This window comes from Salipiger marinus (genome assembly GCF_035481585.1).
GTDB lineage: Bacteria > Pseudomonadota > Alphaproteobacteria > Rhodobacterales > Rhodobacteraceae > Salipiger > Salipiger marinus.
Genome location: NZ_JAYKSL010000005.1, coordinates 37,042 through 56,056, shown reverse-complemented (window position 1 = coordinate 56,056; position 19,015 = coordinate 37,042). Strand labels below are relative to the sequence as shown.

General features: G+C 67.4%; 18 protein-coding genes. 10 read left to right on the top strand and 8 right to left on the bottom strand.

All coding sequences use genetic code 11. The features are described 5' to 3' along the window. The first annotated feature begins 16 nt into the window (after positions 1 to 16). Together VK682_RS08315 and VK682_RS08310 are read left to right on the top strand one after the other, a co-directional pair. Positions 17 to 982 carry a hydroxymethylglutaryl-CoA lyase gene (locus VK682_RS08315; protein ID WP_324781660.1) on the top strand — a complete coding sequence of 322 codons (966 nt, stop codon included), beginning with the start codon at positions 17 to 19 and terminating at the stop codon, positions 980 to 982. Continuing rightward, the gene (locus VK682_RS08310; protein ID WP_230795474.1) at positions 979 to 2,148 is read left to right on the top strand and encodes a CaiB/BaiF CoA transferase family protein; all 1,170 of its coding nucleotides are present in this window, start codon (positions 979 to 981) and stop codon (positions 2,146 to 2,148) included. Before VK682_RS08315 ends, VK682_RS08310 begins: the two co-directional genes overlap by 4 nt. 20 nt (positions 2,149 to 2,168) lie before the next feature. Here VK682_RS08310 and rhaI read toward each other — a convergent pair whose 3' ends face one another. Then, positions 2,169 to 3,443 (bottom strand): L-rhamnose catabolism isomerase, encoded by a 1,275-nt coding sequence (gene rhaI / locus VK682_RS08305; protein ID WP_230795473.1) that lies wholly within the window; start codon positions 3,441 to 3,443, stop codon positions 2,169 to 2,171. Between the two features lie 72 nt (positions 3,444 to 3,515). Beyond that, the gene (locus VK682_RS08300; RefSeq protein WP_324781659.1) at positions 3,516 to 5,618 is read right to left on the bottom strand and encodes a bifunctional rhamnulose-1-phosphate aldolase/short-chain dehydrogenase; all 2,103 of its coding nucleotides are present in this window, start codon (positions 5,616 to 5,618) and stop codon (positions 3,516 to 3,518) included. Between the two features lie 189 nt (positions 5,619 to 5,807). Here VK682_RS08300 and VK682_RS08295 point away from each other — a divergent pair, with 189 nt between their 5' ends. The 8 genes from VK682_RS08295 to VK682_RS08260 all read left to right on the top strand — a co-directional run bounded on the left by VK682_RS08295 (position 5,808) and on the right by VK682_RS08260 (position 13,813). Next, a complete protein-coding gene (locus VK682_RS08295) occupies positions 5,808 to 6,611 on the top strand; it encodes a DeoR/GlpR family DNA-binding transcription regulator (protein ID WP_089849201.1) in 804 nt (267 codons plus the stop codon). A 40-nt stretch (positions 6,612 to 6,651) separates the two neighbouring features. After that, complete coding sequence (gene rhaS, locus VK682_RS08290; protein ID WP_230795471.1) at positions 6,652 to 7,647, top strand: rhamnose ABC transporter substrate-binding protein; 996 nt, start codon at positions 6,652 to 6,654, stop codon at positions 7,645 to 7,647. Between the two features lie 91 nt (positions 7,648 to 7,738). Next, positions 7,739 to 9,286: a sugar ABC transporter ATP-binding protein gene (locus VK682_RS08285; RefSeq protein ID WP_324781658.1), complete on the top strand. Its 1,548-nt coding sequence runs from the start codon at positions 7,739 to 7,741 to the stop codon at positions 9,284 to 9,286. Beyond that, positions 9,283 to 10,263, top strand: a complete 981-nt coding sequence (locus tag VK682_RS08280) for an ABC transporter permease (RefSeq protein ID WP_230795470.1) — start codon at positions 9,283 to 9,285, stop codon at positions 10,261 to 10,263. The genes VK682_RS08285 and VK682_RS08280 overlap by 4 nt, the downstream gene beginning before the upstream one ends. Continuing rightward, the gene (locus tag VK682_RS08275; protein ID WP_324781657.1) at positions 10,260 to 11,258 is read left to right on the top strand and encodes an ABC transporter permease; all 999 of its coding nucleotides are present in this window, start codon (positions 10,260 to 10,262) and stop codon (positions 11,256 to 11,258) included. Before VK682_RS08280 ends, VK682_RS08275 begins: the two co-directional genes overlap by 4 nt. Continuing rightward, positions 11,258 to 11,572 carry an L-rhamnose mutarotase gene (locus VK682_RS08270; RefSeq protein WP_324781656.1) on the top strand — a complete coding sequence of 105 codons (315 nt, stop codon included), beginning with the start codon at positions 11,258 to 11,260 and terminating at the stop codon, positions 11,570 to 11,572. The genes VK682_RS08275 and VK682_RS08270 overlap by 1 nt, the downstream gene beginning before the upstream one ends. Further along, positions 11,569 to 12,930, top strand: coding sequence for an FGGY-family carbohydrate kinase (locus tag VK682_RS08265; protein ID WP_324781655.1), 1,362 nt, complete (start codon positions 11,569 to 11,571; stop codon positions 12,928 to 12,930). Before VK682_RS08270 ends, VK682_RS08265 begins: the two co-directional genes overlap by 4 nt. Before the next feature lie 76 nt (positions 12,931 to 13,006). Beyond that, a complete protein-coding gene (locus tag VK682_RS08260; RefSeq protein ID WP_324781654.1) occupies positions 13,007 to 13,813 on the top strand; it encodes an N-acyl homoserine lactonase family protein in 807 nt (268 codons plus the stop codon). 3 nt (positions 13,814 to 13,816) lie between these two features. Here VK682_RS08260 and VK682_RS08255 read toward each other — a convergent pair whose 3' ends face one another. From VK682_RS08255 to VK682_RS08230, 6 genes are all read right to left on the bottom strand, one after another. Continuing rightward, entirely contained in the window at positions 13,817 to 14,704 is an 888-nt protein-coding gene (locus VK682_RS08255; protein ID WP_324781653.1) for an amidohydrolase family protein, read from the bottom strand. Further along, on the bottom strand, positions 14,701 to 16,173 hold the full coding sequence (locus VK682_RS08250) for a tripartite tricarboxylate transporter permease (protein WP_324781652.1): 1,473 nt from the start codon (positions 16,171 to 16,173) through the stop codon (positions 14,701 to 14,703). The genes VK682_RS08255 and VK682_RS08250 overlap by 4 nt, the downstream gene beginning before the upstream one ends. After that, a complete protein-coding gene (locus VK682_RS08245; protein WP_230795462.1) occupies positions 16,164 to 16,631 on the bottom strand; it encodes a tripartite tricarboxylate transporter TctB family protein in 468 nt (155 codons plus the stop codon). The genes VK682_RS08250 and VK682_RS08245 overlap by 10 nt, the downstream gene beginning before the upstream one ends. Before the next feature lie 52 nt (positions 16,632 to 16,683). After that, positions 16,684 to 17,649 (bottom strand): Bug family tripartite tricarboxylate transporter substrate binding protein, encoded by a 966-nt coding sequence (locus VK682_RS08240; RefSeq protein WP_324781651.1) that lies wholly within the window; start codon positions 17,647 to 17,649, stop codon positions 16,684 to 16,686. Between the two features lie 33 nt (positions 17,650 to 17,682). Continuing rightward, positions 17,683 to 18,372: a cyclase family protein gene (locus VK682_RS08235; RefSeq protein WP_324781650.1), complete on the bottom strand. Its 690-nt coding sequence runs from the start codon at positions 18,370 to 18,372 to the stop codon at positions 17,683 to 17,685. 8 nt (positions 18,373 to 18,380) lie between these two features. Then, on the bottom strand, positions 18,381 to 19,015 hold a 635-nt coding region (locus VK682_RS08230; RefSeq protein WP_324781649.1), incomplete at its 5' end, for a TRAP transporter large permease subunit.

The following is a 19,015-nucleotide window of genomic DNA, read 5'->3' as shown; positions in this document are numbered from 1 at the left end:
TTTTGGAGGAGGGCTTATGACGCAGGTCACGCTGGAGGGTTTCCCCGAAAGAGTGCGGATCGTGGACGTGGGCCCCCGGGACGGGCTGCAGGCCTGGCCGGAGCCGGTGCCCACGGATGTGAAGATCGCGATGATCAACGGGCTGATCGCGGCAGGGGTGCCGCAGCTGGAGGTCACGTCCTTTGTCGCCCCGCGCGCCGTGCCCAACATGGCCGATGCCGCCGAGGTCATGGCCGCCATCGACCGCAGCCGTGGTGCCGAACTGACCGCGCTGGTGCCCAATGCCCGCGGCGCCGCCCGCGCCATCGAGGCGAAGGTGGATGCGATGGTGGTGTTTCTGTCGGCCTCCGAAAGCCACAACCAGGCCAATGTGAACTGCGCGCGCGACACCTCGCTTGCCGCCGCGCGCGAGATCGCGCGGATGGGGCAGGAGGCGGGCGTGGCGGTTTATGGCGCCATCGCCACCGCCTTTGGCTGCCCGTTCGAAGGCAATGTGCCGGTCAGCGACATCCTGCATGTGGCCAAGGCCTATGCCGACTGCGGCATCACCAAGATCTCGCTGGGGGACACCACCGGCATGGCGACACCGCGTCTGGTGCAGGAACGCTGCCGGGCGCTGGCCGCAGATCTGCCGCAGGCCGACATCGCGCTGCATTTCCACAACACGCGCGGCGTCGGGCTGGCCTGCGCCTATGCCGGGCTGCAGGAGGGCATCACCCGGTTCGAGGCAAGCGTGGCGGGCATCGGCGGCTGTCCCTTCGCCCCGGGCGCCACCGGCAACATCTGCACCGAGGATCTGGTCTATCTGCTGCACGAAAGCGGGGTGGAAACCGGCATCGACCTAGAGGCGCTGATCGGCGTGGCGCAGCGCACCGAAACCGCGCTTGGCCAGAAACTGCCGGGGCAGGTGATGAAGGCGGGGCCGCGGCTGCGGGCCTATGGGCGCGACGCGGTGCGCTCCTCGCGCGGGGATGCGGCATGACCGTGGCGACGGGGATGAAGCCGCCGCTGGACGGGATCCGGGTGATCGACCTGACCCGCGTGCTGTCCGGGCCGTTCTGTTCCATGCTGCTGGGGGATATGGGGGCGGAGGTCATCAAGATCGAAAGCCCCGCAGGCGATCCGGTGCGCGGGCAGGGCCATCACAAGAACGGCTTTTCGTGGTATTTCGCGAGCTTCAACCGCAACAAGAAATCCGTGGTGCTGGATCTTTATTCCGACGAGGGGCGGCAGGCGCTGGCCCGGCTTCTGGAAACCGCCGACGTGCTGGTCGAAAACTTCCGCCCCGGCGTGCTGGCGCGGATGGGCTTCCCGCAGGAGGAACTGGACCGCCTCAATCCCCGGCTGATCGTGGCCAGCGTCAACGGCTTCGGCTCCACCGGGCCCTATATCGACCGGCCCGCCTTTGACTTCATCGCGCAGGCGATGAGCGGGTTCATGAGCGTGAACGGCCCCGCCGACCAGCCGCCGCTGCGCGCGGCCCAGCCGGTCACCGATCTGGTGGCGGGGCTTTACACCGCTTTCGGCATCGTCTCGGCGCTGCATGGCCGCAACCGCGACGGGGCGGGGCAGGCGGTGGAAACCTCCATGGTCAATGGCGTGCTGAGCATGATGGCCTATCTTGCCTCCGAGCATTTTGTCACCGGCGAGAACCCGCAGCGCACCGGCAACGATCATCCGCTGGTGGCGCCTTACGGGCTTTATAATGCCGCCGACGGGCAGATCGCCATTGCCGCCTCCAACGATCAGGTGCTGGGACGGCTCTTGGCCGAGATCGGCCTGCCCGACCTGCTGTCCGATCCGCGCTTTGACAGCAACGACAAGCGCTTCGCCCGGCGCGAGGAACTGCACGGGCTGCTGGATGCGGCGCTGGCCAGTGACACGCGCGAAAACTGGATTGTCCGGCTCAACCGCGCGGGCGTGCCCACCGGCAAGATCCAGACGCTGAAAGAGGTCTTTGCCGATCCGCAGATCCAAGCGCAGGACATGGCGATCGACGTGCCGCATGGCGAGGATCGCGGCACGGTGCGGATGCTGGGCTTTCCGGTGAAGCTAAGCCGCACCCCCTGCGCGGCCCGTCTGCCCGCCCCCCGTCTTGGCGAGCATACCGAGGAGGTGCTGGCGGCACTGGCGCGCGAGCGGGGCTGAGGCCCCGCCCGGCCAAGGCATCAGACGATGCCGCCGCCGCTGCCGCCGGATTGGGGCCGTCGCGCCGCGACCTCCGCCCGGTAGCCCGAGCGGCGGAAGGTGGCGACGGGATCGATGGCCGCCCCCGCCTCCAGCCGGGCCATGGCAAGGATCGGGCCGACATCGGTGCGGAAGGCGCGCTTCAGCGTCTCGGAGGCCATGAGCGCGTCGTTTTCCTCCTGATAGCCCGACAGGGCGGCGCGATCCACCAGCAGCGCCTGCGCATAGGCGCGCTGCACCTCCATCGCGGAGGACATCAGGCTTTCGATGGGATCGGTGACGTTGTGGCTCTGGTCCAGCATATGCGCGGGGTCAAAGCCGGGCTGGCCTTCGGCATCGACCAGTTCGTTGAACACCAGAAACAGCCGGTAGGGATCGATGGATCCGGTGTCCAGATCGTCATCGCCATATTTGCTGTCATTGAAATGAAAGCCGCCCAGCTTGCCGAAGCGGATCAGCCGCGCCACGATCATCTCGATGTTCACATTGGGCGCGTGATGGCCCAGATCCACAAGGCACTGCGCCTGCGGCCCAAGTTCGGTGGCGATCAGGTAATTGGTGCCCCAGTCCTGCACCACGGTGGCATAGAAGGCAGGCTCGAACATCTTGTGTTCGGTGAAAAGCCGCCAGTCCCCGGGCAGCGCGGCATAGATCTGCCGGGCGCTGTCCAGATAGCGGTCGAACTGCCGGGTGAAATGGCTCTGGCCCGGAAAGTTGGACCCGTCGCCCACCCAGACCGTCAGCGCCTTTGATCCGATCTCGCGGCCAAGCTCGATGCAGGCAAGGTTATGCTCCACGGCCTGCGCGCGGGTGCCGCCATCGACATGCGACAGCGAGCCGAACTTGTAGCTTGACGCCTGCCCGGGCTGGTCCTGAAAGGTGTTGGAATTCATCGCGTCAAAGCCCAAGCCCACCTCTTCCGCCTTGGCGCGCAGATCGGCGGCGGGGGCCAGATCCCACGGCACATGCAGCGACACGCGCGGCGTGGCGGCGGTCAACTGGTGGATCACCCCGCAATCGTCGAGCTTGTCGAAGATCCCCGCAGGTTCGCCCGCGCCGGGAAAGCGCGCAAAGCGCGTGCCGCCGGTGCCCACTCCCCAGGACGGGATCGCGATGCCATAGGCCGCCACCCGCGCCTTGAGGCTGTCGATGGCAAGGCCGCGGCGGTCAAGCTGCTCTCCCAGCGCGTCATACTCGGCGCGCAGCCCCGGTTCGGCAGCCGCATTGGCCGCCTCGATGATGGTCCTGTCGATCACGCTGTCCTCCCGTTTCGTCCCGCCCGCAGCGGCCTGTGGCCTGCCGCGGGCCCTGTCTGCCTGCCCCGCCGGTCAGCGGGTGAAGGCCTGCACGTTGCCGGCATCCACGTTCAGGATATTGCCGGTCGATTTTGCGCTGAGATCGGCGGCGAAGAAATAGCAGGCCTCCGCCACATCCTCGGGCAGCACCGACCGCTTGAGCAGCGAGCGGGCGCGATACATCTCCTCCAGCCCCTCCTTGTCGGTGCCATAGGTGGCGGCGCGCTGGTCGAGCCATTCGCCGGACCAGATCTTGGATCCGCGCAGCACCGCGTCGGGGTTCACCACATTGACCCGGATGCCCTCTGGCGCGCCTTCCAGCGCAAGGCAGCGCGCAAGATGGATTTCCGAGGCTTTGGCGGTGCAATAGGCGGCGGCCCCGGGCGAGGCGGCGAGCCCGTTCTTGGAGGCGACAAAGACGATGGAGCCGCCGATGCCCTGCGCCTTCAGCAGCCGGAACGCCGCGCGCGAGACAAGGAAATACCCCGTGGACAGGATCGACATGTTGCGGTCCCAAAGCTCCAGCGTGGTGTCCTCGATCCTGGCCGAAGAGGCGATGCCCGCATTCGACACCACGATGTCGACCCCGCCAAAGGCCACGGCCAGGTCGGCATAGGCCGCAGCCACCGCCGTTTCGGAGGTCACGTTCATCTCCACCGTCGCGACCCGGTCCGCGCCGTGGCGGGCGGCCAGCGCCTGCCGGGTGGCGGCCAGTGCCTCGGCGTCGATATCGGCCAGCATCACGCAGGCGCCTTCGGCAAGATAACGCTCCGCCGTGGCAGCCCCGATGCCGCCCGCCCCACCGGTGACGATGGCGACGCGCCCGGCCAGCGACCGGGGCTTCGGCATGCGCTGCAGCTTCGCCTCTTCCAGCAGCCAGTATTCGATGTCGAAGGCCTCCTGCTCTGGCAGGCCGCGATAGTCGCTGACCGCATCCGAGCCGCGCATGACATTGATGGCGTTGACATAGAATTCCGCCGATACCCGCGCCGTGGCCTTGTCCTTGGCAAAGGTGATCATGCCCACGCCGGGCACCAGATAGACCACGGCATTGGGATCGCGCATCGCCGGGCTGTCGGGATGGCGGCAGCGGTCGTAATAGGCGGCATACTCGGCGCGATAGGCTTCCACCATGGCCGAAAGCTGCGCCAGCGTCGCGTCCAGATCCGGGGCTGCGGGGTCAAACTCCACTACCAGCGGGCGGATCTTGGTGCGCAGGAAATGGTCCGGGCAGGAGGTGCCAAGGGCGGCCAGCCGCCGCATCTCGGCAGCCGCCACGAAGTCCAGCACTGCGGGCTGGTCGTCGAAATGGCCGACCTTGTGGCTGCCTTCGGAGATCATGCCCCGGATCGCGGGCATCAGCGCTGCGGCGATGCGGCGGCGCTCGGGTTCGGGCAGGGTCGGATGGGCCGGGCCGCCAAAGGCGGGCACTTCCTGCATCTGCGTCTCGAACCATGCGATGGCGCGGTTGATGGTGGCCAGCGTCGTCTCGTAACAGGTCTTGGCGTCGTCATCCCAGCAGAAGAGGCCATGGCTTTCCAGCACCACCCCCTTGGCAGCTGGGTTCTTGCGGCAGAACTCCTCCAGCCACAGGCCCAGCTCGAAACCGGGCTTTTTCCACGGCAGCCAGCCGATGTCGTCGCCAAAGATCTGCCGCGTCAGAGCTTCCGAATTGGCCGAGGCGGCGATGGCGATGATCGCGTCGGGATGCACATGGTCGACATGGCGGCGCGGCACATAGGCATGCAGCGGCGTGTCGATGGAGGCCGCGCGCGCGTTCAGCGCGAAGGTGCAGTGCGGCAGGTAGCCCACCATCTCGTCCTCGAAGGCGACGCCGCGGTAAAGCCCCTTCAGCGCCTGCAGCTTGTCCATGTAAAGCGTGGCAAAGCCCTGCTTGTCCATCGTGCCGATGTCGCCGCCCGATCCCTTGACCCACAGCACCTCGACCGGGGCGCCGGTCAGCGGATCAGTCTCCGTCACCTTGGCCGAGGTGTTGCCGCCGCCGTAATTGGTCACCCGCTTGTCCGATCCCAAGAGGTTGGAGCGATAGAGCAGCTTGTCGGAGTCGCTGAGCGTCGCCGCATGCGCGTCGTCCCAAAGGTTGTCGAGCGCCGTTCCCGGTGCGGTGTTAAGCATGAAGAATCCTCCCATCACGGCCAAGGTGCTCAGCCCGGTTCGGGAGGCAGGGTTGCGCCGGGGCAGCTGAATGTCAATCACAAACAATCAATAACAATCATTTTGCAGGCGCAGAAACTCATTATACGATCATTTATGATTGACAGTGATTGGTTTTGTCGGGCAGCCTGCGACATCAGGGAGGATCCCATGCACGAAAACGAACGCCATCGCGTCATCCTGTCCGCCGTCGAGGCCAAGCCCTTCGTCTCGGTCGCGGAAATGGTCGAGATGACCGAGTCCTCCGAGGCGACGATCCGGCGCGACATCGCGACGCTGCACATGCAGAAAAAGCTGCGCCGCGTCCGGGGCGGCGCGGAATCCGTGGCGCCACCTGCGGTGATCGGGCTGGCGGGGCGGCCGTTTTCGGTGAACCTGTCCAAGAATGCCCGGCAGAAACGCGCCATCGGGCGCGCGGCGGTGGCGCTGGTCGAAGATGGCGAGTCGATCATCATCAACGGCGGCACCACCACCTTTCAGATGGTGCATCCGCTGGCCACGCGCCGCTGTCAGGTCTTCACCAATTCCTTTCCCATCGCGGAACATCTGCTGCGGCAGACCAAGAACACCGTTGTCCTGCCCGGCGGCACCATCTACCGCGAGCAGAACATCATCCTGTCGCCCTTCGACAATGACGTGACGCGCAATTTCTACGCGCGTTGCATGTTCATGGGCTGTCAGGGCATTGCCCCCATCGGCATCATGGAACCGGATCCGCTGGTGATCCAGTCCGAACAGAAACTGATCGGACAGGCGGACAAGGTGGTGATCCTTGCCGACAGCACGAAATTCGAAAAGCGGTCCAGCCTGATCCTGTGCCCGCTGGCGCAGGTCGACACCGTGATCACCGATGACCGGGTGACCGATGCCCATGCCGCCATGCTGGAAAGCGCGGGCGTAACGCTGATCGTGGCACCCGCAGGGGCCGACGAGGAGGAGGCTGACGCGGGCTGACCGCGCCGCCGATCAAACAGGACTTTCAGGGAGGAAAGACATGACATTCAACAGACGTCTCGCCCTTGGGCTCGGCCTTGCCGCCAGCCTTCTGGGCACCAGCGCCATGGCGCAGGATCCGATGCGCATCGCGCTGGTCGCCAAATCGCTGGGCAACGGCTTTTTCGAGGCTGCGGCGCGTGGCGCCGAAGAGGCCGCCGCCGAGCTTGGCAATACCGAGATCATCTATACCGGCCCCACCTCCACCACGGCGGAGGGCCAGATCGAGGTGATCAATTCGCTGATCGCGCAGCGGGTCGATGCCATCGCCATTTCCGCCAATGATCCCGACGCGGTGGTGCCCGCCCTGCAGAAGGCGATGCAGCGCGGCATCACGGTGATCTCTTGGGATTCGGGCGTGGCCCCCGAAGGCCGCGAGATGCATCTGGCGCCCTCCTCGGACGCGCTGATCGGGCAGACCATCATCAAGCTTGCCGCCGATCATCTGCCCGAAGGCGGCAAGGTGGCGGTGCTGTCGGCCACCTCCACCTCGACCAACCAGAATGTCTGGATCGCCGAGATGACCAAGGTGATGGACCAGTATCCCGACATCGAGGTGGTGGCGACCGTCTATGGCGACGATCTGGCCGACAAGTCCTATCGCGAGACCCAAGGCCTGATCCAGACCTATCCCGATCTGGATGCCATCATCGCGCCCACCTCGGTGGGGATCGTCGCGGCAGCACAGGCCGTGCAGGATGCGGGCAAGGTGGGGGAGGTCAATGTGACCGGGCTGGGCCTGCCGTCGGAAATGGCGGGGGCGATCGAATCCGGCGCCTCCAAGTCCTTCGCGATCTGGAACCCGGTGGATCTGGGCTACACCGCCGCGATGATCGCCCATGCGCTGGCCAGCGACGCGGCCAGCGCCGAACCCGGCGCCGAGATCGCCACGGGCCGGATGGGCAGCGTCACGCTGGACGACGAGACCAGCGCCGCGATGTCCGAACCCTTCACCTATGACGCCAGCAACATCGACGAGTTCAAGAGCGTCTTCTGAGGGGCTCCCCCTTGCGGGCCCGGCCTTGGCGCCGGGTCCGCGCCCATATCCATCCGCGATCTTACGACAACCATCGGCTTCCGGGGGAGTGATGAGCTATTCCATCGACATGACGGACGACACCGCCGGGACCAGGGGTCCGGTGCTGCGGCTGGCCGGGATCAGCAAGAGCTTTCCCGGGGTCAAGGCGCTGAGCGATGTGGAACTGGCGCTTTATCCCGGGCAGGTGACCGCGCTGATCGGCGAGAACGGCGCGGGCAAGTCCACGCTGGTCAAGATCCTGACCGGGCTTTACCAGCCCGATGCGGGCCGGATCGAACTCGACGGCGCGGCGGTGCGCTTTGCCACGGCCAGCGATGCGGCAGCGGCAGGGGTCACCGCCATCCATCAGGAAACCGTGCTGTTCGATGACCTGAGCGTCGCGGAAAACATCTTTCTGGGCCATGCCCCGCGCGGGCGGTTCGGGCTGATCGACTGGGCGCGGATGCGCAGGGAGGCCGCCGCGATCCTGACCCGGATCGGCGCGCAGATCGACCCCGCGACGCCGCTGCGCGAGCTTGGCATCGCCTCCAAGCATCTGGTGGCCATCGCCCGCGCCCTATCCATCGAGGCGCGGGTGGTGGTGATGGACGAACCCACGGCAGCACTTTCGGCCACCGAGATCGAAGAGCTTTACGAGTTGGTCGACCGGCTGAAGCGCGAGGGCAAGGCGATCCTGTTCATCTCGCACAAGTTCGACGAGATCTTCCGCATCGCGGACCGCTATACCGTGTTCCGCGACGGGCAGATGGTCGATGCCGGACGGATGGCCGATGTCACCGAAACCCAGCTGGTGGAAAAGATGGTGGGCCGCGCGGTGGACACGATCTTTCCGCAGCGCGAGTCCGTTCCCGGCGAGGTGGTGCTGACCGTGGCGGGCTATGCCCATCCCACCGAATTCGCCGATATCGGCTTTACCCTGCGGCGCGGCGAGATCCTCGGGTTTTACGGGCTGGTGGGGGCCGGGCGGTCAGAGGTCATGCAGGCGCTCTTCGGCGTGACCCGGCCCGCGCGCGGGGCGGTGCGCATCGATGGCCGCATCGCGGTGATCCGCTCCCCGGCGGAGGCCATCGCGCAGGGCATCGTCTATGTGCCGGAGGATCGCGGACGGCAGGGCGCCGTGACCGCGATGCCGATTTTCCAGAACGTCACGCTGCCCTCGCTGCCCCGCACCTCGCGCCGTGGCTTCATCCGCATGGCGGAGGAATTTGCGCTGGCCCGCACCTATACCGAACGGCTGGATCTGCGCGCGGCGGCGCTTGACCAGCCGGTGGGGGAGCTGTCGGGCGGCAACCAGCAGAAGGTGGTCATCGCCAAATGGCTCGCCACCCGGCCCAAGGTCATCATCCTTGACGAGCCGACCAAGGGGATCGACGTGGGATCGAAGGCGGCGGTGCACGAATTCATGGCCGAACTCGCCGCAGAGGGGCTGTCGGTCATCATGGTCTCGTCCGAGATTCCGGAAATTCTGGGCATGTCAGACCGGGTGATCGTGATGCGCGAGGGGCGCATTGCCGCCGAATTCGACCGCGCCGGGCTGACCCCTGAAACGCTGGTGCGCACCGCCGCCGGCTATGACCGCAAAGGAGTGGCCGCATGATCCGCAGCTTCGTCAGATCGCGCGAGGCGATCCTGCTGGGCGCCCTGATCGCGCTGGTGCTGCTGGTGGAAAGCCGCTTTTCCGGCTTCGCCAGCCCCGGCAATCTGGCGGCGGTGTTCAACGACACCGCCATCCTCATCATGCTGGCCCTTGGCCAGATGCTGGTGATCCTGACGCGCTGCATCGACCTGTCGCTGGCCTCGAACCTCGCGCTGACCGGCATGGTCACCGCCATGCTCAATGCCGCGGTCCCGGGCCTGCCGGTGGCGGCGCTGATCGCGCTGGCGGTGACGCTGGGGGTGGTGATGGGCATGGTCAACGGGCTTCTGGTCTGGAAGCTGGACATCCCGCCCATCGTGGTGACGCTGGGCACGCTGACCATCTATCGCGGCCTGATCTTCCTGATCTCGGATGGCGCATGGGTGAACAGCCACGAGATGAGCGCCGCCTACAAGGCGCTGCCCCGGGCCGAGCTGATCGGGCTGCCGGTGCTGTCATGGATCGCGCTGGCGGTGATCGCGGGATTTGCGGTGCTGGTCAACCGCAGCGCGCTTGGCCGGGCCTTTCTGGCCGTGGGCGGCAATCCCCATGCGGCGGTCTATACCGGGATCGATGTGGGCCGCACCCGCTTTGCCGCCTTCGCCATCGCGGGCGGGCTTGCCGGGCTTTGCGGCTATCTCTGGGTGTCGCGCTATGCGGTGGCCTATGTCGATGTCGCGGGCGGGTTCGAGCTTGACGTGGTCGCCGCCTGCGTGATCGGCGGCATTTCCATCGCGGGCGGGCTTGGCACGGTGGGCGGCGCGGTGCTGGGCGCGCTGTTTCTGGGCACCATCAAGAACGCGCTGCCCGTGGCGGGGATCTCTCCCTTCTGGCAGCTCGCCATTTCAGGGGCCGCGATCATCATCGCCGTCGCCTTCAACGCCCGGTCCTCTGCCAAGGCGGGGCGTCTCATCCTCAGACCGGAGTCCACGGCATGAGCCTGCTTGATCCCCCCCGTTCCCGCAGCCTGCCCGACCGGCTGACCGGCCCCGTGGCCCGCCTGTCGCGCAGCTGGGAGGTGCTGCTTCTGGGCATCGCGGTGCTGATCTTTGTCGCCAACACGCAGGCGAGCCCCTATTTCCTTGATCCGTGGAACCTGTCGGACGCCACCTTCAACTTCACCGAAAAGGCGATGATCGCCTTTGCCATGGCGCTGCTGATCATCGCGGGCGAGATCGACCTGTCGGTGGCGGGGATCATCGCGCTGGCCTCCACCGCCATGGGCTGGGCGCTGCAGTTCGGGCTGGGCACGCCGGGGCTGGTGATGATCGGGCTGGCGGTGGGGCTGGCCTGCGGCGCGGTGAACGGCGCGCTGGTCACGCGGCTTGGCCTGCCCTCCATCGTGGTGACCATCGGCACCATGAGCCTGTTCCGTGGCATCAGCTATATCGTGCTGGGGGATCAGGCCTTCAACGGCTATCCCGACAGCTTCGCATGGCTGGGGCGTGGCTATGTGGTCTGGGTGATCTCGTTCGAACTGGTGCTGTTTGCGGTCTTTGCGCTGATCTACGGGATCGTGCTGCACCGGACCAATTTTGGCCGCCATGTCGTGACCATCGGCAACAACCCCACCGCGGCGCGGTTTTCCGGCATCCGGGTGGAGCGGGTGAAAATGGTGCTGTTCCTGCTCACCGGGCTGATGTCGGGGATCGCGGCGGTCTGCCTGACCGCGCGGCTGGGATCCACCCGGCCCTCCATCGCCTCGGCATGGGAGCTGGAGGTGGTGACCATGGTCGTGCTGGGCGGCGTGTCGATCCTTGGAGGGTCGGGATCCATTCCCGGCGTGGTGCTGGCGGCGCTGGTCATGGGCATGGTCACCTTCGGGCTGGGCCTGCTCAACGTGCCGGGCATCGTCATGTCGATCTTTATCGGGGCGCTGCTGATCGGGGTCATCGCCATTCCCCGGCTGGTCGCGCGGATCCGGGGGCGGTGATGGAAAAATACGCCTTCCGCATGACCCTGCGCCCCGGCTGCGCCGAAGACTACCGCCGCCGCCATGACGCGATCTGGCCCGAGCTTGCCGCCCTGCTGCGCGAGGCGGGGGTGCGCGACTATTCCATCCATCTTGATCCCGACACGTCGGCGCTTTTTGCCGTGCTCTGGCGGCCTGCCGATCACGGCATGGCCGATCTGCCCGCCCATCCGGTGATGCAGCGCTGGTGGGCGCATATGGCCGATCTCATGGACACCAACCCCGACGGCTCGCCCTGCGTGACGGAGCTCGTGCCCATGTTCCACCTGCCATGACCGCCCCCGCCCATATCGCGGTGATCGACATCGGCAAGACCAATGCCAAGCTGGCGCTGGTCGATGCGGCGGATCTGTCCGAACTTGCGGTGGAAACCCGGCCGAACCGGGTGATCCCCGGCCCGCCCTGGCCGCATTTCGATCTGAGCGGTCACTGGGCCTTTCTGCTCGACGCGCTTGCGCGGTTTCACGCCCGCCACCGGGTCGATGCGATTTCGGTCACCACCCATGGCGCTTCTGCGGTGCTGCTGGATGCGGCGGGCGGGCTTGCCGCGCCGATGCTGGATTACGAACATGACGGCCCCGACAGCTGCGCCGCCGACTATGACGCGCTGCGCCCCGGCTTTGACGACACCGGCAGCCCCCGGCTGGGCGCCGGGCTGAACCTTGGCGCGCAGCTGCACTGGATGCTGCAGCGCGATCCCGGGCTGCGCGACCGGCTGGCGCATGTGGTGACCTATCCGCAATACTGGGGCTTCCGTCTGACCGGGGTGCGGGCCAGCGACGTCACCTCGCTGGGCTGTCACACCGATCTGTGGGATCCGTGGCGGGGGCGGCCTTCGGCGCTGCTGGACCGGCTCGGGCTTGCCGGGCGGCTGGCGCCGCCGCGCCGCGCCGCCGATCTGCTGGGGCCGGTCTCGGCGCAGGTGGCGCGGATCACCGGGCTTACGCCGCGCACGCCCGTGGCCACCGGCATCCATGACAGCAACGCCTCGCTCTATCCGCATGTGCTGTCGCGCAAGGCGCCCTTTGCGGTGGTGTCGACCGGCACATGGGTGGTGGCGATGGCGGTGGGGGGCCGCCCGGTGACGCTGGACCCGGCGCGCGACACGCTGGTCAATGTCAACGCGCTGGGGCAGCCGGTGCCCTCCGCCCGCTTCATGGGCGGGCGCGAATACGAGATCCTGCGCGAAGGCGCGACCGCCCGGCCCACCGCCGCCGACCGTCAGGCGGTGCTGGCGCGGCAGCTGCGGCGCCTGCCCGCGACCGAACGCGGATCGGGGCCGTTTCGCGGGATGAAGGGCGGCTGGACCTCTCCGCCCGGCAGCGAGGGCGAGAGGATGCTGGCGCTGTCATGGTATCTGGCGCTGATGACCGACACCTGCCTGAGCCTTGCCGGGGCGGCGGGGCCGGTGGTCATCGAAGGGCCCTTTGCCCAGAATGCCGATTATCTGGAGATGCTGGCCGCCCTGTATCCGCAGGGGGTGACCGCCATGGGATCCGCCACCGGCACCAGCGCGGGCGCGGCGCTGCTTTTTGGGTCCGCCGCCGCCGTCCCGGCGGGGCGCGCGGTCACTGCCCCCGACCCCGCGCCGCTGCGCGCCTATGCGCAGGCATGGCGGGCGGCGGTGGGCTGACGCCTGCCGGGGCGCAATCGGGGTTGCATTCGCCCCGCCCGCGCCGGACCCTGCGGCGGAGCAGGAGGAGCAGGACATGAACGAGACCACATGGCGGATCTATGGCATCCGTCACGCCATCAACGCCAACCGGACCCGGGGGCAGAATTACATCCTTGACCCCGATCCCGGGGCGCCGCTGGTGCTGGATTTCTACTGCTGGGTGCTGGTTTCTGACGACCGCGCGATCATGGTCGATACCGGCATGGATCCGCAGGTCGCCGCCCGCCACGGCCACACGCCGCTGCTGAGCCCGGTCGCGGCGCTGGCGGCGCTGGGGCTGGAGGCGGCGCAGATCGACACGGTGCTGCTGACCCATGCCCATTACGATCATCTGGGTTATCTCGACGCTTTTCCCAACGCGCGGTTCTACATGCAGGCCGAGGAGATGGCCTATATCACCGGGCCGTTCATGGCACGCCCGTGGTTCCGCCGCGCCTATGACTCCGCCGAGATCCTGAAGCTGGTCAGCCTGCTGCACGCGGGGCGCCTGCATCTGCACGGGCGCGAGCGGCAGGTGGCCGATGGCGTCAGCCTGCACTGGGTGGGCGGCCATACCGCCGGGCAGGAGATCGTGCGGGTGCGCACCGCGCGCGGCTGGGTCGTGCTTGCCTCGGATGCGCTGCATTATTACGAGGAATACGAACGCGGCATCCCCTTTGCCATCGTCTACAGCTCCGCCGACATGATCGCCGGGCATGACGTCATCCGGGCGCTGGCCGACAGCGACGATCATGTGCTGCCCGGCCATGATCCGCGCCTTGCCCTGATCTACCCGCAGGCCGAGGGCGCCGGATCCGAGCATGTGCTGCGGCTGGACGCAGAGCCCGCCGCGCGGGGCTGAGGCTCAGACCGGATCCAGACCATAGACGCGCGCCGCCGTGCCATGAAACAGGGCGGCGCGCTCTGCCGCGCCGTAGTCGCGTGTGGCGGCATCGAAGCCGGAAAAGATCGTGTCGAAACTGCCGCAGAGCCCGTCCACCGGGAAGTTCGATCCGAACATGGCGCGGTCCGGGCCGAAGATGTCGATGGCGGTGCGGATGATGTCGCGGTTGTCTTCCAGCCGCCATGGGCGGTCCGGCAGGCCCAGCCCCGAGATCTTGAGATAGACCGTGCCCATGCCCGCCGCCTGTTCCAGCGCCGCGCGCCAGCCAACAAGCGCTTCAGGCGACCGGTCGGCGGGCAGGCCGGTATGGTTGACGATCACCGGCAGGTCGGGCGCCACCTCGCGCAGCCGCGCCAGATCCGCAAGATGCCACCACGGGCATTGCAGGTCGAACATCAGCGGCGTCCGCGCCAGAGCCGCCACCCCCGCCAGATAGGCCGGATCGGCAAGCCCGCCGGGGCCCATGCCGGGACGGGGCGTGCTGCGCGGCTTGTGCCGGACGCTGCGGGTCAGCGGCAGCGTGGCATAGCCGTCCAGCACCTCGGCGCAGTCGTCGCGGTCGAGCCAGATCTGCCCGACATGGGCGGCGGGCGTGCCCTGCTCCTGCGCCAGCTGCGCCATCCAGCGCGCCTCTCCCAAGGGATCGGCGGGGGACCATTCGCCCTCCATCGTGATGCTGGCCACCAGATCCCAGCCCGCTGCGGCGCGGGCGTGATCCCCGGGCAGCCAAGGGCGGCAGATCGCCGAATAATCGCCATAGCGGAAGGGGATCATCGGACGGTCGGTCAGCCACGGATGCGGGTTGACGCGCGGATCCCAGTAATGGTGATGGCAGTCGATGATCTTCATGTCCGGCTCCTGAGCGCGCGCAGCACCGGTGCGGCCCAAAGCAGCAGCACCACCAGCCCCAGACCCGCCGCGATGGGCCGTTCGACAAAGGTCATCAGATCGCCCTTGGATTTCAGCATGGAGGTCACGAAGTTGAATTCCAGCATGGCGCCCAGCACGATGCCAAGGATGGCCGGGGCGACGGGGATGCCGTTTTCCTCGAACAGCCAGCCGATCACCCCGAAGGCCAGCATGATCCCCACCCCGAAGGGCGAATTGTTGATGGCAAAGCTGCCGACGATGCAGGCGCATAGCACGATCGGCATCAGATAGGCCTGCGGCACCCGCAGCAGATGGCGCGCCAGCCGGATCACCGCCCAGCCCAAGGGCAGCAGCAGCAGGTTGGCCAGCAGGAAGGACAGGAAGATGGCATAGATCAACTCCGGCGTCTTGACGAAGATGATCGGCCCCGGTTCCAGCCCCTTGAGATACAGCACGCCGATGACGATGGCGGTGATGCTGTCGCCGGGAATGCCGAAGACCAGCGTCGGCACCCATGCGGAACTGAGCGCGGCATTGTTGGAGGCGCCCGCCTCGATCAGGCCTTCGTCATGGCCGGTGCCGAATTTCTCGGGCGTCCTGGAGCGGCGCTTGGCGATGGCATAGGACACCCACGCGGCGATGTCGGCGCCCGCGCCGGGCAGGGCGCCCACCAGCGACCCGGTCAGCCCGCCGCGCAGCACGTTGCGCCAGCGGTGGACCAGCGTCGATCCCAGCCCGGCAAAGACCGGGCCCATGCGCGGCGCTTCGGGTTTCGGCGCGTTGCGGGTGGCGTTGCGCAGGATCTCGGTCAGGGCGAACATGCCGATCATCGCGGGAATGAAGCTGACCCCGCCCATGAGTTCGAAACTGCCGAAGGTAAAGCGCGGCTGGCCCGCCACCTCGTCAATGCCGATGAAGGCCACGAACAGGCCAAAGATCAGCGACAGCACGCCCTTGAGCGCCGATCCGGTCGACACGATGGCGGCACAGGAAAGGCCGAGCAGCGCCAGCCAGAAATATTCGACCGAGGAGAAATTGGTGGCGAAGCGCGCCAGCAGCGGCGCCGCGAACATCAGCAGCAGCACGCCGATCACCCCGCCGATCAGCGCCGATCCCAGCGACAGGCCCAGCCCGCGTTCGGGGCGGCCCGCCCGCGTCATGGCGAAGGCGTCATCGACATAGGCGGCAGAGGCGGGGGTGCCGGGGATGCGCAGCAGCGCGCCGGGAATGTCGCCGGAAAAGATCGCCATGGCCGCCAGCGCCGCGATGGCGGCAATGGCGGGCACCGGATCCATGAAGAAGGTGATGGGCACCAGCAGCGCCACGCCCATCACCGCCGTCAGACCGGGAATGGCGCCGATCACGATGCCCAGCGTCGAGGCGGCAAGAATGGTCAGCAGCACATCGGGCCGGGCGACAAGCAGCAGGGCCTCCCACATCACGTCCATGACATCAGTCCTTCGATCAAGCCGCGCGGCAGCGGCACCCGCAGCACCATGCCAAACACCAGCCACAGCAGCGCGGAGAGGCCTGCCGCCACGCCGGTGGCGGGCAGGGGCCGCGCCCCCATCGCCACGCTCAGCGCCAGCGCCACCAGCGTCGTGGTCAGCAGAAAGCCCAGCATCTGGACCGTCAGCAGCCAGAACACCACGGCGGCAAGCACGCCCAGCTTCAGAAAGGCATCGCGGCTGCGCAGTTCCGGCGCGATGCGGATCCACGGGCCGGGATCGCACGCCGCCAGAACCTGCACCAGCCCCGCCAGCATCGCGGCGGCACCCACGATGCGCGGGAAGAAGCCGGATCCGAACTGCTGCCCCGGTGCCTCGCGGAACCCGAAGGTGCCGCTGATGATGGCGATCCCGCCCAGAATGGCCAGAATGCCGATCACTCGGTCGTTGAATTTCATCATGCCTGCCCTTGAGGGCCCGCCGGGGCCGGTGGCTCCGGCGGGCAGCGGATCAGTTCACCAGACCAAGCTCGCCCAGAAGCGTGCCCGCCTCGTCGGCAAAGCCTGCGGCAAAGGTCGAAAACTCTTCCGGCCCGTCGAAATAGGGGGTGATGCCGCGCTGCGCGAGCGCGTCCTGCACCACCGCCGCGCCATGTGCCTCGCGCGCGGCCTCGGCCAGCTTCGCCGTCACCTCCTCGGGCAGACCGGCGGGCGCGCAGAGCGAGAACCAGTTCGACAGCGCAAACTCCACGCCGGATTCCTTCAGCGTCGGCACGTCGGGGAAGGCATCGGACCGTTCGTCGGACATGATGCCAAGGATCCGCACCTCTCCGGCATCGGCCAGCGCCTTGGCCTCCACCGGGGAGCCGGTGAACATGTTGAGCCCGCCTGACACCATGTCCTGCAGCGCGGGCGCGCCGCCCTTGGAGGGGATGAAGTCGATCTTGTCCACCGGCTCGCCCAGAGCCTTGAGGAAGCCCGCCGTCGCCATGTGCCACGTGCCGCCGATGCCCGAGCCCGAGGACTGGAAATGGCCCGCCGGTTCCGATTTCACCGCCTCGACCAGCGCGGGCAGATCGGCATAGGGGCTGTCCTGCGCCACGGTGATGCCTGCCGGGATCAGCGCCAGACGCGAGATCAGGGTGAACTTCTCGGGCGTCAGGTCGGCAAGGCCGATGGATTTGAAATAGGTGATCTCGGGCGTGCAGGCCCCCAGCGTGTAGCCGTCAGCCCGTGCCTGCGCGATGGCCATATGGCCCACCACGCCCGATCCGCCATCGCGGTTCACCACGTTGATGGGCTGGCCCATCGCCTCTTCGAAGCCGGTGGCGAAGATGCGGATGATCGTGTCGGTGCCGCCGCCCGCGCCCCATGGCACGAGGATGGTGACGGGACGGTCGGGATAGTCGGCCAGCGCCGCCCCTGCGGGCAGACAGGCCAGCGCCACGCCGGTCAGCATTTTCTGGATAAGGGTCATATCGGGTCTCCTCCCTGTGGTTATGGGTGTGGCTCAGGTCGCGCCGGGGGCTTCTGCGAGCCCTTCGAAGGCGACGACCCGGGCAGGCGCGCCATCCGCGCCCTCGATCTTCAGCGGCAGCGCGCAGAGAAAACAGCGCGGGCCGGTCAGCGCGGCGGTGCCGATCAGATATTCGATGAGCGTGATGCCATGGCGCAGGATCTCGTCATGGGTGACGTGGTCGGTGATGGGCGGCACGATGCCGTCCAGCGACAGCCGGATGGTGTAATCCTGCGGGAAATCGAAGGCCACCGCGCGGGGGGCAAGGGCTGCCACGGCGCGCGCGGCCTCCCGGCTCATGTAAGGCGCCTCGCGCCAGTAGGCCGGGGTACGCCAGTCGCGCTGGCGGTCCCATGCGCTGCGCAGCAGCAGGATCGGCTCGCCCCCATATCCGGCGATGGCCTTGGCGATGCGGGCGGCGGTGATCTCTTCATCCGGGGCGACATCGCTCAGATCCGCGACAAAACAGGCGCCCGCCACATCCTCTGGCGCTGTCTGGTCGATGGTCGGCGCGCCGGGCAGCATGTGGCGCCGCGCGTCGACATGGGTGAAGCTGTGGCAGGACAGCGTGAGCTTGGTCACCTGAAACGGCTGCGTGTCGGAATGATCCCCCGTCACCTGCCGCGGCGCGGGCCAGCGGAAGTGATCGGCAAGGATGGGCATGGACAGATCGTGGATGCGCATGGGCTCTCTCAGGTCATGAACAGGCGGGGCAGCAGCGTGGTGACGGCGGGCACGAAGGTCAGGATGGCGAGCGCGACAAACAGCGCCACCATGAAGGGCAGGCTTTCGCGCATCACCCGTTCGGGCCGTTCCCCGGCGATATGGGCGGACAGGTAGATCAGATAGCCCACCGGCGGCGTGGTCAGCCCGATCATCAGGTTGAACACCAGCATGATGCCGAAATGCACGGGGTCGATGCCCAGATCCACCGCATTGGGCAGCAGCAGCGGCACAAGGATCACCAGCGCCGCCAGCGGATCCAGAAACAGCCCCAGCCCCAGCGCAAACAGGTTGACCATCAGCAGGAACAGCAGCGGGCTGTCGCCGAAGCGGGTGATGAGATCCCCCACCGCCTGACTGAGCCGCAGGTCGGCGACGATCCACGCGAACAGCGAGGAGGCCCCGACGATGACAAGGACCATCGCCGTCCCCTGTGCCGCGCCGATGAGGGATTTCGCGATGCCCGGGAGGTCAAGTTCGCGAAAATACAGCGTCCCCGTAAGGAAGGCATAGAGACAGGCGATGGCCCCGGCCTCGGTGGCGGTCATGATGCCGCCGAGGATTCCGCCCACGATCAGCACCGGGGTCAGCAGGGCCACGGCGG